Annotated in this window: 11 protein-coding genes; all 11 read right to left on the bottom strand. The window is 42.7% G+C overall.

From position 1 onward, the window contains the following. Nucleotides 1-6 precede the first annotated feature (6 nt). The gene (gene rplB, locus IE164_RS10865) at nucleotides 7-828 is read right to left on the bottom strand and encodes a 50S ribosomal protein L2 (RefSeq protein WP_189630262.1); all 822 of its coding nucleotides are present in this window, start codon (nucleotides 826-828) and stop codon (nucleotides 7-9) included. A 10-nt stretch (nucleotides 829-838) separates the two neighbouring features. Further along, entirely contained in the window at nucleotides 839-1,126 is a 288-nt protein-coding gene (gene rplW, locus IE164_RS10860) for a 50S ribosomal protein L23 (RefSeq protein WP_189630261.1), read from the bottom strand. Nucleotides 1,127-1,133: 7 nt separating this feature from the next. Further along, on the bottom strand, nucleotides 1,134-1,760 hold the full coding sequence (gene rplD / locus IE164_RS10855; RefSeq protein WP_189630260.1) for a 50S ribosomal protein L4: 627 nt from the start codon (nucleotides 1,758-1,760) through the stop codon (nucleotides 1,134-1,136). Nucleotides 1,761-1,764: 4 nt separating this feature from the next. Then, nucleotides 1,765-2,397 (bottom strand): 50S ribosomal protein L3, encoded by a 633-nt coding sequence (rplC, locus tag IE164_RS10850; RefSeq protein WP_189630259.1) that lies wholly within the window; start codon nucleotides 2,395-2,397, stop codon nucleotides 1,765-1,767. A 211-nt stretch (nucleotides 2,398-2,608) separates the two neighbouring features. Beyond that, nucleotides 2,609-2,914 carry a 30S ribosomal protein S10 gene (rpsJ, locus tag IE164_RS10845; RefSeq protein ID WP_068221223.1) on the bottom strand — a complete coding sequence of 102 codons (306 nt, stop codon included), beginning with the start codon at nucleotides 2,912-2,914 and terminating at the stop codon, nucleotides 2,609-2,611. An 18-nt stretch (nucleotides 2,915-2,932) separates the two neighbouring features. Next, the gene (gene fusA, locus IE164_RS10840; RefSeq protein ID WP_189630258.1) at nucleotides 2,933-5,032 is read right to left on the bottom strand and encodes an elongation factor G; all 2,100 of its coding nucleotides are present in this window, start codon (nucleotides 5,030-5,032) and stop codon (nucleotides 2,933-2,935) included. 15 nt (nucleotides 5,033-5,047) lie between these two features. Next, nucleotides 5,048-5,515 (bottom strand): 30S ribosomal protein S7, encoded by a 468-nt coding sequence (rpsG, locus tag IE164_RS10835; protein WP_189630257.1) that lies wholly within the window; start codon nucleotides 5,513-5,515, stop codon nucleotides 5,048-5,050. Between the two features lie 14 nt (nucleotides 5,516-5,529). Then, the gene (gene rpsL / locus IE164_RS10830; protein ID WP_068221218.1) at nucleotides 5,530-5,910 is read right to left on the bottom strand and encodes a 30S ribosomal protein S12; all 381 of its coding nucleotides are present in this window, start codon (nucleotides 5,908-5,910) and stop codon (nucleotides 5,530-5,532) included. A gap of 190 nt (nucleotides 5,911-6,100) precedes the next feature. Next, nucleotides 6,101-6,421 (bottom strand): DUF3467 domain-containing protein, encoded by a 321-nt coding sequence (locus IE164_RS10825; RefSeq protein WP_189630256.1) that lies wholly within the window; start codon nucleotides 6,419-6,421, stop codon nucleotides 6,101-6,103. Between the two features lie 16 nt (nucleotides 6,422-6,437). Continuing rightward, the gene (gene rpoC / locus IE164_RS10820) at nucleotides 6,438-10,745 is read right to left on the bottom strand and encodes a DNA-directed RNA polymerase subunit beta' (protein WP_189630255.1); all 4,308 of its coding nucleotides are present in this window, start codon (nucleotides 10,743-10,745) and stop codon (nucleotides 6,438-6,440) included. Nucleotides 10,746-10,789: 44 nt separating this feature from the next. Continuing rightward, the gene (gene rpoB / locus IE164_RS10815; RefSeq protein ID WP_229838639.1) at nucleotides 10,790-14,665 is read right to left on the bottom strand and encodes a DNA-directed RNA polymerase subunit beta; all 3,876 of its coding nucleotides are present in this window, start codon (nucleotides 14,663-14,665) and stop codon (nucleotides 10,790-10,792) included. Between the last annotated feature and the right edge of the window lie 35 nt (nucleotides 14,666-14,700).

Below are 14,700 nucleotides of genomic sequence, written 5' to 3'. Positions count from 1 at the left end.
GCTAGATTATTTCTTTTTACCGATGATCAATCTGTTTGAATACTTCTTAGGGGTTCTGGTTTTCTGACCCTTGGCATAAAGGCCATTTCTAGATCTTGGGTGACCTCCAGAGGCTCTACCTTCACCACCACCCATTGGGTGATCTACCGGGTTCATCACAACACCTCTTACTCTTGGTCTTCTACCCAACCATCTTTTTCTACCAGCTTTACCTAACCTCACGTTCATGTGCTCAGAGTTGCCTACAGCACCAATTGTGGCCATACATGAAGAAAGTATGTTTCTCATTTCACCTGAAGGCATTTTGAGCGTAGCGTATTTACCATCTCTTGCCACCAACTGAACATAAGACCCGGCACTTCTTGCCATTCCGGCACCTTTACCAGGCTTGAACTCTACATTGTGTACAATGGTACCCAGAGGAATTTTAGAAAGCGGCAGAGCGTTACCTACTTCGGGAGCTACTGACTCACCTGAGACAACCTGCTGTCCTACTTTCAATCCTTCAGGAGCGATGATGTATCTTTTCTCACCATCTGCATAGTAAAGCAATGCAATTCTAGCAGAGCGAGTAGGATCATACTCGATGCTTTTTACTGTTGCCGGAACATCAAACTTCTCTCTTTTGAAATCGATAATTCTGATTTTCTTTTTATGACCACCACCAATGTAGCGCATGGTCATTTTTCCGGTATTATTTCTACCTCCAGATTTCTTAAGAGTCGTAAGCAAAGACTTCTCGGGTGACGCTGTAGTCACATCTACAAAGTCTGGTGCTATACGGCCTCTTGTGCCTGGGGTCATTGGTCTTAATTTCTTTACACCCATTTTACTTCAATTAAATGCCGCTGTAAAAATCGATTACCTCTCCCTCAGCAACAGTTACAATTGCTTTCTTAAATGAACTAGCTCTACCAGCAATAATTCTGGATTTAGTGTAGCGTGATTTGTTTTTACCCTGATAGTTCATGGTATTCACAGACTCTACCGTTACACCGTACATATCTTCTACAGCCTTCTTGATCTCAACCTTGTTGGCATCTTTATCTACGATAAATCCGTAGGTGCCTTTTTCGTTAAGGGCCGATACTTTTTCTGTAACTAATGGCTTCTTTAAAACACTCATCTTTCGATTACTTTAGAAGGTTTTCAAGCTTTTCAATTGAACTCTCGCTAATCAAAAGGCTATCAGCATTCAACACATCGTAAGTGTTCAAAGAATCAGCCGTAGTGATTTTTGCATTCTGAAGATTTCTACCTGAAAGCACTACATTCTTGTTGCTCTCCGGAATCACCAAAAGCGTTTTCTTATCGGCTACAGAAAGGCCTTTCAACACTTTAATAAACTCCTTGGTTTTTGGAGCCTCAAAAGAGAGGTCTTCCAAAACAACCACATTGTTTTCTTTGGCCTTGTAAGCCAATGCTGACTTTCTGGCCAAAACCTTTAACTTCTTGTTTAACTTGAAACTATAGTCTCTAGGTTGAGGACCGAATACTCTACCCCCACCTCTAAACACAGGAGACTTAATGCTACCAGCTCTGGCAGTACCTGTTCCCTTTTGTCTCTTTATTTTTTTCGTAGAACCAGAGATCTCACCTCTTTCTTTAGATTTATGAGTACCCTGACGTTGATTAGCCAGGTATTGCTTCACATCCAGGTAGATCGCGTGATCGTTTGGCTCAATACCGAAGATATCGTCTGAAAGACTAACTTTTCTTCCAGTGTCTTCTCCACTATTTTTTAATACTGCAATCTCCATTTTCTTATTTCTCTAGTACTACGATTGAATTCTTAGCTCCTGGCACAGAACCACTCACTACGATGAGGTTCTTTTCCGGCACTACTTTCATCACTTTAAGGTTAATTACCTTAACTCTATCATTACCCATTCTTCCTGCCATACGAGTACCTTTAAATACTCTTGCAGGATAAGAGGCACCACCAATAGAACCCGGAGCTCTTAATCTGTTGTGCTGACCGTGAGTTGCCTGACCAACACCACCGAAGCCGTGTCTTTTAACAACCCCCTGGAACCCTTTACCTTTTGAGGTTCCGATAGCATCAACAAAGTCACCTTCTTTGAACACATCTCCCACAGAGATGACATTACCCAAGGCAACCTGACCTTCGAATTCTTCACGGAAGTCTCGGAACTCAACCACCTCTTTCTTTGGTGTTGTATTGGCCTTTTGAAAGTGACCTTTCAAAGCCTTAGGAGTATTCTTCTCCTTACGCTCACCAAAAGCGAGTTGTACAGCCCTATATCCGTCTGTGTCTTCATTTTTTACTTGCGTTATAACGCAAGGACCAGCTTCTATAACCGTGCATGCGACATTTTGTCCATCGGCACCATAGATGCTAGTCATTCCGATTTTTTTTCCGATTATTCCAGACATCTTTTCATTCATTTTAAGCACTACATATGTAGCGCTTCCGAGAAACGGACTGCAAAGATAGGGATTAAATATTTTGTTACAAACAGTGGATATAGAATTTGAAATAATTATTTCTCATTCAATTCGTTAGCCTCAAATCGCCCCTATCAGTGCATAAAAAAGAGGCCATTCTTACAAGAACAGCCTCTTTCTATTTCTCTTTATTATCTAATTAAACCTTAATCTCAACGTCTACACCTGAAGGAAGCTCAAGCTTCATCAAAGCATCTACAGTTTTTGCACTAGATGAGTAGATATCTACCAATCTTTTATACGTGCAAAGCTGAAACTGCTCACGAGACTTCTTGTTCACGTGCGGTGATCTCAACACTGTAAATTTCTCCTTTACTGTTGGCAACGGAATGGGTCCGCTAACAATAGCTCCGGTAGTTTTCACAGCTCTAACGATCTTCTCAGATGACTTATCCACCAGGTTATGATCGTATGACTTTAGTTTGATTCTGATCTTCTGTGTCATTTCTTACAAATTTACAGGTTATTCACCTTTAGACTTTTTAATTACCTCTTCAGCAATGTTATTAGGCACTACATCGTAATGTGAGAAGGTCAATGAGGCAGTAGCTCTACCAGATGACATTGTTCTCAAATCGGTTACGTAGCCAAACAACTCTGAAAGCGGAACGCTAGCCTTAACCACAGTAGAAGTACCTTTGGTATCCATACCTTTCATAATACCTCTTCTTCTGTTCAAGTCACCGGTTATTGAACCAGTATACTCATCAGGCGTAACGACATCAACCGCCATAATTGGCTCCATCAGTTTTGGAGATGCTTTTTTAGCAGCCTCTTTGAAACCTAGCCTGGCAGCCATTTCAAAAGAAAGTGCGTCTGAATCCACATCGTGATATGATCCGTGGAATAGTCTAACTTTCATTCGCTCTAGCGGATAGCCAGCCAAAGGACCATTGTCCATTGCCGACTTGAAGCCCTTCTCTACTGCCGGAATGAATTCCTTTGGAATAACACCACCTACAATAGCATTTATAAACTGCAAACCGGTACCTTCCCAGTCGTCATCGGCTGGTCCGAGTTCGAATACGATATCGGCAAATTTACCTTTACCACCTGTTTGCTTTTTGTATACTTCTTTGTGTTCTACGCTTGAGTTAATCGATTCTTTATAAGCCACCTGTGGTGCTCCCTGATTAACCTCTACTTTGAACTCTCTCTTCAAACGATCCATGATAATGTCCAGGTGAAGCTCACCCATACCTCTCAGAATTGTTTGACCAGTTTCCTCGTCTGTATTTACGGTCAAAGTTGGATCTTCCTCCACCAACTTGGCGATGGCCATACCCAGCTTATCTACATCGGCCTGAGTCTTAGGCTCAATAGCATAACCGATTACAGGCTCAGGGAACACCATAGACTCGAGAACAATCTTGTGTTTCTCATCGCAAAGTGTATCACCTGTTTTGATATCTTTAAATCCAACCACCGCTGCAATATCTCCTGCATGAAGACTTTCAATTGGGTTTTGCTTGTTGGCGTGCATTTGGAAGATTCTCGAGATCCTCTCTTTTTTATTGGTTCTGGTGTTATACACGTATGAACCTGAATCGAGCATTCCTGAGTAAGACCTTACAAAGCAAAGTCTACCTACAAATGGGTCGGTAGCGATTTTAAAGGCCAAAGCAGCAAACGGACCGTTTGGATCTGGCTTTCTAGATATTTTTTCCTCACTGTCCGGATCGGTACCAATGATATTATCTCTATCCAACGGAGAAGGAAGTAGCTCCATTACGTAGTTCAGCATAGACTGAACTCCTTTGTTTTTGAAAGCTGAACCACATAGCATTGGCACAAAGTCCAAATTAATGGTTGCTTTTCTTAAGGCAGCAATAATTTCTTCTCTGGTAATTGAGTCTGGATCATCAAAGAATTTCTCCATCAATGAATCATCGTACTCAGCAATAGCCTCCAAAAGGTACTCTCTGTATTCGGCTACGTCATCAATCATATCGGCCGGAATCTCGATTTCGTTATAGGTCATACCCATATCTTCCTCGTTCCAAACGATAGCCTTATTTTCTACAAGGTCAACAACTCCTTTGAAGGTATCTTCAGCACCTATGGGCAACTGGAGAGGAACTGCCTTAGTACCCAACATCTCCTTTACTTGCTTACACACAGCGAGGAAGTCGGCACCAGCGCGGTCCATTTTATTTACGAAACCAAGACGAGCTACTTTGTAGTTATCTGCTAGTCTCCAGTTAGTCTCAGATTGAGGCTCAACACCGTCAACAGCAGAAAACAAGAATACCAGACCGTCCAATACACGCAAAGATCTGTTTACCTCTACGGTAAAGTCTACGTGACCGGGGGTGTCAATAATGTTGATGTGGTATTGCTCGTTTTTATAGTTCCAGAATACAGTGGTAGCGGCAGAAGTAATGGTAATACCTCTTTCTTGCTCCTGCTCCATCCAGTCCATAGTGGCCGCACCATCGTGAACTTCACCAATTTTGTGCGAAACACCGGTATAATATAGAATACGCTCGGTGGTAGTGGTCTTACCGGCATCGATGTGCGCAGCAATACCAATGTTCCGAGTTAGTCTTAAATCTCTTGCCATGATTGTTAGTAGGAATTAAAATCTAAAGTGTGAAAATGCTTTGTTTGCTTCTGCCATACGGTGAGTATCATCTTTCTTCTTCACAGCAGCTCCTTCTCCTTTAGAAGCGGCAATGATCTCTCCAGCCAATCGCTCCATCATGGTTTTTTCACCTCTTTTTCTGGCAAAGGAAATCATCCACTTGATACCGAGTGATGTCTTTCTGGAAGGTCTTACTTCGGTAGGCACCTGAAAGGTAGCACCACCCACTCTTCTCGACTTCACTTCAACAGAAGGCATGATGTTACTCAATGCTTTTTTCCAAGTCTCAAGACCATTCTCACCAGTACGCTTTTCTACTAAAGCAATAGCATCGTAGAAAATGCTGTAGGCAATACTCTTCTTACCGTCCACCATCAGGTAGTTCACGAACTTAGTCACCAAAGTATCGTGGAACTTCGGGTCAGGAAGAATATATCTCTTCTTTGGTTTAGCTTTTCTCATTATTTGTTAATTGATTATTTCTTGTCTTTAGGTCGTTTTGCACCGTATTTCGATCTTCTTTGCAGTCGACCGTTCACACCAGCAGTATCTAATGCGCCTCGGATAATGTGATATCTCACACCGGGAAGGTCTTTTACTCTACCACCTCTGATCAGTACAATTGAGTGCTCCTGAAGGTTATGACCTTCACCTGGGATGTAGGCGTTTACTTCTTTTCCATTGGTTAACCTTACCCTTGCTACTTTTCTCATAGCTGAGTTAGGTTTTTTAGGAGTAGTTGTATACACCCTAGTACAAACCCCTCTTCTCTGCGGGCAGCTATCCAAAGCTGGAGATTTTGACTTTGAAGTCAATTTCTTTCGGCCCTTTCTTACTAGTTGTTGTATAGTAGGCATTTACAGAATTTTAGATTTTATTTTCCTAGTTACAAATTTTGGACTGCAAAGGTAGCAAAAGAAGTTTTTGAAACAAACAGATGCTATCAAATAAAATTGAATAGTTCATCGCCTTTAACTACTTGTATTTTAGTCCTATGTAATAAAAAAAGGGTTACCGAAGTAACCCTTCATTTGTATTGTTTCAATGCTAAGCTTCGCCAACGGTACCTCCAAAATTCATAGGGAATTTGGGCGGTTCATCGGCCTGCTTTATTGGTCCAAAGTTATTCTCGAACTTATCGATATTGTCCTTCAGTGCATAAAGCAGTCGCTTGGCATGTTCAGGAGTAATTACGATTCGCGACTTCACCTTGGCCTTTGGCACACCGGGCATCATCTTTATAAAATCGATCACAAACTCGCTGTTTGAGTGAGCAATCATGGCCAGGTTCACGTATTGACCTTCGGCAACTTCTTCCGTCAGTTCAATATTCAGCTGGTTCTGTTTTTGCTCGTTTTGTTCTGCCATAGCTAAGCTTTGCTAATTAGTACTGTACTTTCTCTTCAGATTCTGAATGATAAGCCTCTTTGGCAGCCTGAAGTTTTTCATATTCTTCTTTGTTGCCTACTATGAGGTTTTCATACTCTCTCATTCCGGTACCAGCCGGGATCAAATGTCCAACAATTACGTTTTCTTTCAATCCGTTCAATGTATCGGCCTTACCTTTGATTGAGGCTTCACTCAATACTTTGGTGGTTTCCTGGAATGATGCTGCCGAAATGAAGCTATCTGTACCCAAAGAGGCTTGAGTGATACCTTGTAGTTTTGGTTGAGACACCGCTGGTTGCGCATCTCTTACCTCTACCAACTTCATATCACGTCTCTTCAAGCTTGAGTTCTCATCTCTCAAATCTCGTGGAGAAACAATTTGACCTGGCTTGAAATTCTCTGAGTCTCCGGCATCAGACACAACCTTCATGTCGAGAATAGAGTCGTTTTCTTCCATGAAAACAAACTTATCTACTACCTGACCAGGAAGGAATTGGGTATCTCCTGCATCGATTATTTCTACCTTCTGCATCATCTGCTTCACGATAACCTCAATGTGCTTATCGTTGATTTTCACCCCTTGCAGTCGGTATACTTCCTGAATCTCGTTCACCAAATATTCCTGAACAGCAGTTGGTCCTTGAATATTCAAGATATCGTTTGGAGTAATGGCACCATCAGACAATGGATACCCTGCTCTTACGAAGTCATTGTCTTGAACAAGAATGTGCTTAGAAAGCGGCACCATGTACTTCTTCTTCACACCGTCTTTAGACTCAATGAAGATTTCACGGTTACCTCTCTTAATACCACCGTAGGTTACTACACCATCAATTTCAGACACAACGGCCGGGTTAGATGGGTTTCTGGCTTCGAACAATTCTGTTACCCTTGGAAGACCACCCGTAATATCGCGTGATTTACCCATGGTTCTAGGAATCTTAGCCAAAGGCTGTCCTACTTTTACTTTATCTCCTATCTCTACAGAAAGGTGGGCACCTACCGGAATGTTGTAAGATTTGGTTTCATTCTTAGACTTCACAATCACCGCAGGGTTCTTGTTTTTGTCTTTAGTATCGGTAATTACTTTCTCTCTGTGTCCTGTTTGCTCATCGAACTCCTCTTTGAAGGTAATTCCTTCTTCAATGGATTCGAACTCGATGGTTCCGTCAAACTCTGAAAGTATTACCGCATTGTACGGATCCCACTTACATAGTTCCTGGCCCTTCTCTACTTTATCTCCTTCTTTTACTTTGAGCACTGCACCATAAGGCACGTGGTTAGAGATAAGCACCTTCTTGGACTTAGGATCAACTATTTGAATCTCACCGGTTCTACCCATCACGATGTTGATCTTATTGCCTTCATCGTCAGTAGTTGGTAAAGATCTAAGTTCTTCAAACTGAATCACACCATCGAACTTGGCCTGAATCATCGCGTCTACAGCAATGTTCGAGGCAGTACCACCCACGTGGAATGTTCTTAGTGTAAGCTGTGTACCTGGTTCACCGATTGACTGAGCGGCAATTACACCAACAGCTTCTCCTTTTTGCACCATCTTGTTAGTAGATAGGTTTCTACCATAACATTTGGAGCAAACTCCTCTTTTAGACTCACAGGTAAGTACTGATCTGATTTCTACTTCTTCGATAGCCGACTCATCGAGCTGCTCAGCAATCTTTTCAGTAAACTCTTCACCTGAAGCTATAATCAGCTCTTCGGTAATCGGATCGTAAATATCATGAACAGAAACTCTTCCTAAAATTCTTTCAGAAAGTGGTTCTACTACGTCTTCATTGTCTTTGAGGGCAGAAACAGTAAGTCCTCTCAGTGTTCCACAGTCTTCTTCGTTTACCACACAATCCTGGGCTACATCAACCAAACGTCTGGTAAGGTAACCGGCATCGGCAGTTTTCAAAGCGGTATCGGCAAGACCTTTACGTGCACCGTGGGTAGAGATAAAGTACTCCAATACATCCAAACCTTCTTTAAAGTTCGATAGAATTGGGTTTTCGATGATGGCTCCCACCGAACCGGCAAGGTTCTTTTGTGGCTTGGCCATCAGACCTCTCATACCTCCGAGCTGTCTAATCTGCTCTCTCGAACCCCTTGCTCCTGAGTGCATCATCATAAAGATGGAGTTAAAACCTTGCTGGTCTTCTTCCATCTGCTGCATCAGTCCGTTGGTCAAACGCGTGTTTACACGGGTCCAGATATCAATAACCTGATTGTAGCGCTCGTTGTCTGTGATAAGACCCATCAGGTAGTTTTGCCATACGGCATCTACTTCTTCCTTGGCACTGGCAATCAACTCGTCTTTAGACTCCGGAATATGGATATCATCAAGACCCATTGAGAGACCACCTTTGTAGGCCATTTGGAAACCTAGCTCCTTGATATCATCCAGGAACTGAGCGGTTTTAGCTATACCACAGATATTTACTACGTTCTGAATAATTTTCTGAAGCTTCTTCTTAGTCAGCAGCTCATTCACAAAACCTACTTCTTCCGGTACAGTTTCGTTGAACAACACTCTACCCGCTACGGTCTCTATCACTTTTTCAACCAACTCATCGTTTTCACGAACCTTGGTTTTTACGTGAATGTAAGCGTGCTTAGAAAGCTTTCCTTCATTAAGGGCAATGATTACTTCCTCTGCAGAGTAGAATCTCATGCCCTCTCCTTCTACCTTAAAATCTTCTGTAGATCTTCTACCCTTGGTTACATAGTATAAGCCAAGTACCATGTCTTGTGAAGGAACGGTAATTGGCGCACCGTTGGCCGGGTTGAGTATGTTGTGTGAAGAAAGCATTAACAAGCTTGCTTCAAGCACAGCATCGTGCCCAAGAGGAACGTGAACGGCCATTTGGTCACCATCAAAGTCAGCGTTGAATGCTGTACATACCAATGGGTGCAACTGAATAGCCTTACCTTCGATTAGTTTGGGTTGGAACGCCTGAATACCCAATCTGTGCAATGTCGGAGCACGGTTGAGCAATACAGGATGTCCTTTCAATACGTTTTCGAGGATATCCCAAACTACGGGGTCTTTTCTGTCTACAATTTTCTTGGCCGACTTAACTGTTTTTACAATACCTCTTTCAATCAGTTTTCTGATAATGAACGGCTTGAACAGCTCGGCTGCCATATCTTTAGGAAGACCGCACTCATGCAGCTTCAATTCAGGACCTACAACGATCACCGAACGGCCAGAGTAGTCTACCCTTTTACCCAACAAGTTCTGACGGAAACGTCCTTGCTTACCTTTAAGCATATCACTCAAAGATTTTAGCGCACGGTTACCATCTGATCTTACTGCATTAACTTTTCTTGAGTTATCGAAGAGTGAATCAACTGCCTCCTGAAGCATTCGCTTTTCGTTTCTCAAAATCACCTCTGGTGCTTTGATGTCGATAAGACGCTTCAAACGGTTGTTTCTAATAATTACTCTTCTGTACAGATCATTCAAATCTGAAGTAGCGAATCTACCTCCGTCTAGTGGTACCAATGGTCTCAACTCCGGTGGAATAACCGGTACCATCTTAATGATCATCCACTCAGGGCGGTTCTCAATTCTGGTTTTGGCATCACGGAAAGCTTCTACTACTCTCAGTCTCTTTAGGGCTTCTGCCTTTCTTTGCTGAGAAGTATCTGTTGCAGCCTGATGACGAAGCTGATAGGATAGCTCGTCTAGCTGAATTCTTGAAAGAAGCATTTCGAGTGCCTCGGCACCCATTTTGGCGATGAACTTTTGTGGATCGTCATCATCGAGCATTTGGTTTTCGCGCGGAAGCTTATCCAGAATATCCAGGTATTCGTCTTCCGTAAGGAAATCCATGTAGCTAATGCCCTCTTCTTCTTTGATACCCGGCTGAATTACGACATATCTTTCATAATAGATTATCTGATCCAGCTTTTTGGTTGGCAAACCAAGCAGGTAACCAATTTTATTAGGAAGTGACTTGAAATACCAGATATGGGCCACAGGAACCACCAATTCGATGTGCCCCATTCTTTCTCTACGCACCTTCTTCTCCGTTACTTCAACACCACAACGGTCGCAGATAATGCCTTTATATCTGATTCTCTTATATTTTCCACAATGACATTCCCAGTCCTTCACAGGACCAAAGATTCTCTCGCAGAACAAACCTCCCATTTCTGGTTTGTAGGTTCTGTAGTTAATCGTCTCCGGCTGGGTTACTTCACCATGTGAAGACTCCAGTATGGATTCCGGAGAAGCCAAGCTAATCGTGACTTTGTTAAAGTCGTTGTTAAGTTTTCTATTCTTTTTAAATGCCATAGCTTTTTGATTCTAATTAGCGGCCTAAGCCAAATAAACATGCATTAGTCTAATGTAATTTCGAGGGCCAAACCTCTCAATTCGTGAACCAGTACGTTGAATGATTCAGGAATATTCGGCTTAGGGATCGAATCGCCTTTTACAATGGCTTCATAAGCCTTTGCTCTACCGATTACATCATCAGACTTCACGGTCAGAATTTCCTGTAGTACGTGAGATGCACCAAAGGCCTCAAGTGCCCAAACCTCCATCTCTCCAAAACGCTGACCACCAAACTGGGCTTTACCACCCAATGGTTGCTGAGTAATGAGTGAGTAAGGTCCGATTGAACGGGCGTGCATCTTATCATCTACCAGGTGACCGAGTTTAAGCATATAGGCAACACCTACGGTTACCGGCTGGTCGAACCTAACTCCGGACAAACCATCGTATAGGTAAACCCTACCGGCCTTAGGCAAGCCTGCCTCTGCCAACTCGTTGTCTACATCTTCCATGCTGGCACCATCGAAAATCGGGGTAGCATATTTTCTACCTAGCTTTTCTCCGGCCCATGCCAACACTGTTTCGTAGATCTGACCAATATTCATCCTTGAAGGTACACCAAGCGGGTTCAATACGATATCCATTGGTGTTCCATCTTCCAAGAATGGCATGTCTTCTTCTCTAACGATTTTAGCAACCACACCTTTGTTACCGTGACGACCGGCCATTTTATCTCCCACCTTGAGCTTACGCTTCTTGGCGATGTATACTTTGGCCAGCTGTACGATACCAGTTGGTAATTCATCTCCTACTTCAATTGTGAAACGCTGACGCTTGAATTCTCCGGCAATCTCGTTTCTCTTAATGTTGTAGTTCTTTACCAATCTGGCCAGTAGTTCGTTGGTTTTCTCATCGTCAGTCCAACCTTCCAGGTTAAGGTCTGAAATGAGGTTTACTTCCTCTTGAACACTGTAGTTGCTCTCGTCTCTGTATATGTTCTTCTCCGGGAATAGGTTCTGAGAAATATTGTTTCTGTTGAACTTAACTCCTTTAGAAATGATCTCGTCTCCAAACTTGTGTTTCACACCTTGCGACACTTTGCCATCGAGGAGTTTCACAAGCTTTTCGATCATTTGGTTTCTTACGGCAGTAAGGTCTTTGCTGTACTGCGCTTTCAATACTTCAACCTCTTTCTTAGACTTAGCTCTCAGGTCTTTGTCTTTCTTAGGTCTTGAGAATAGCTTGGTATCGATAACCACTCCTCTCAATGATGGCGAAGCTTTCAGTGAAGCATCTTTCACATCACCGGCCTTGTCGCCAAAGATCGCTCTTAGAAGCTTCTCTTCAGGGGTAGGATCGGTCTCACCTTTAGGAGTGATTTTACCAATGAGGATATCTCCTTCTTTGATCTCTGCACCTACTCTGATAATACCATTCTCATCGAGGTTTTTCACCGCTTCCTCACTTACGTTCGGAATCTCTGAGGTGAGTTCTTCTTCCCCTCTCTTGGTATCTCTCACTTCGAGTTCGTATTCATCGATGTGGATTGAAGTAAACACATCGTCTCTTACCACTCGCTCAGAGATTACAATGGCATCCTCAAAGTTGTAGCCCTGCCATGGCATGTAAGCTACTTTAAGGTTTTTACCAAGGGCAAGCTCGCCACCTTCGGTAGAATAACCTTCGCACAATACCTGACCTTTCTGCACTTTATCGCCTTTGAGAACAATAGGCTTCAGGTTAATGCAGGTATCCTGGTTGGTTCTTCTAAACTTAATGAGATCGTAAGTTTTATATTCAGTGTCAAAGTTTACCAGCTCATCTTCGCTAGTCTGGTTGTATTTGATCACAATTTTTGTAGCATCTACATAATCTACTACTCCATCTTCTTCGGCAATTACCAGCGTACGTGAGTCTCTGGCAGCTCTTGCTTCCAAACCTGTACCCACAATTGGAGCTTCCGGCTTCAATAATGGCACGGCCTGGCGCTGCATGTTCGAGCCCATCAATGCACGGTTGGCATCGTCATGCTCTAGGAAAGGAATCAATGAGGCAGCCACAGACACAATCTGGTTAGGAGCCACATCCATGTAAGAGAGCTCTTTAGGCTCCACCACCGGGAAGTCTCCTTCAAACCTTGCCTTTACTCTATCATTTATAAACTCTCCGTTATCTTTTAGCGGAGCGTTGGCCTGAGCAATGTTGTGCGTATCTTCCTCTTCAGCAGTTAAGTAAACTACGTTCTCAGACATATTCACTTTACCATCCACCACTTTTCTATATGGTGTTTCAATGAAGCCCATGCTGTTTACTTTGGCATGTACACAGAGTGAGGAGATCAAACCAATGTTAGGTCCCTCAGGGGTTTCAATAGTACACAAGCGGCCGTAGTGGGTGTAGTGAACGTCACGCACCTCAAACCCGGCTCTTTCTCTTGAAAGACCACCCGGACCTAAGGCCGACATTCTTCTTTTGTGAGTAATCTCAGCCAATGGGTTGGTTTGATCCATGAACTGAGAGAGCTGGTTGGTTCCGAAGAATGAGTTGATTACAGAAGACAGCGTTCTGGCATTGATCAAATCAACCGGCTTAAAATCTTCGTTGTCTCGAACATTCATTCGCTCTTTAATGGTTCTGGCCATACGTGCCAAACCAACTCCGAACTGAGCATAAAGCTGCTCACCCACTGTTCTTACTCTCCTGTTAGAAAGGTGGTCGATATCATCGACTACTGCCCTGGAGTTAATAAGACCAATGAGGTACTTCACAATAGAGATAATGTCTTGGGTAGTCAATACTCTCTTCTCAGAGTCAATTTCAAGATTGAGCTTTTTGTTGATTCTGTATCGACCAACTTCACCCAAATCATATCGTTTGTCAGAGAAAAAGAGTGACTGAATAATATCTCTTGCAGTTTGCTCATCTGGTGCCTCAGTGTTTCTCAACTGACGATAGATTTGCTCTACTGCTTCTTTTTCTGAGTTTGAATTATCTTTTTGAAGGGTATTGTAGATAATGGTGTAGTCAGCAATGTTGATATCCTCTCTGTGAAGGATAACTGACTCAACATCGGCCTCAATAATGAGGTCTATGTCTTCTTCAGACAACACTGAGTCTCTTTCTAACAACACTTCGTTTCTGTGAATAGAAACCACCTCACCGGTATCTTCGTCCACAAAATCTTCTACCCATGTTCTCAATACTCTGGCGGCCAGCTTACGACCAATGGCCTTCTTAAGTACTGTTTTCTTGGCCGGAACTTCTTCTGAGAGGCCAAACAGGTCTAAAATGTCTTTATCTGTTCCGTAACCAATGGCTCTCAAAAGAGTGGTTACGGGGAATTTTTTCTTACGGTCGATGTAGGCGTACATCACGCTATTCACATCGGTTGCAAATTCAATCCAGGATCCTTTGAAAGGAATGATTCTGGCCGAATACAAAGTTGTACCGTTGGTGTGTTTGCTTTGAGCAAAGAACACTCCAGGAGACCTGTGAAGCTGCGAAACGATTACTCGCTCGGCACCATTCACCACAAACGACCCTTTTTCGGTCATGTAAGGAATATTGCCCAGGAATACTTCTTGCTCGATAGTTTCAAAGTCTTCGTTGTCTTCGTCATTACAAGTAAGGCGAAGCTTTGCCTTTAAAGGCACAGAGTAGGTAAGACCTCTATCGATACATTCTGAGACAGAATATTTGGGAGGATCGACCAAATAATCAATGAATTCCAATACGAAATTTTCTCGAGAATCAGAGATTGGGAAGTTTTCAGAAAATACTTTGAAAAGCCCATCTTGTGTTCTCTTGTCGGCAGGGGTTTCTAATTGAAAGAAATCCTTGAACGACTTGATCTGCACATCAAGAAAATCAGGATAATCCAATACTGATTTAATCGAAGAGAAATTTATTCTTTCTGATTGATTTGCTAGAATAGCCAAGGCCGTATAATTTTTGTTTTCAATAATTCAAGTTG

Origin of the sequence: Roseivirga thermotolerans (genome assembly GCF_014653175.1) — a bacterium.
Taxonomy (GTDB): Bacteria; Bacteroidota; Bacteroidia; order Cytophagales; family Cyclobacteriaceae; genus Roseivirga; species Roseivirga thermotolerans.
The sequence above is the reverse complement of the archived record's forward strand: the minus strand, read 5'-3'. Positions and strand labels throughout refer to the sequence as shown.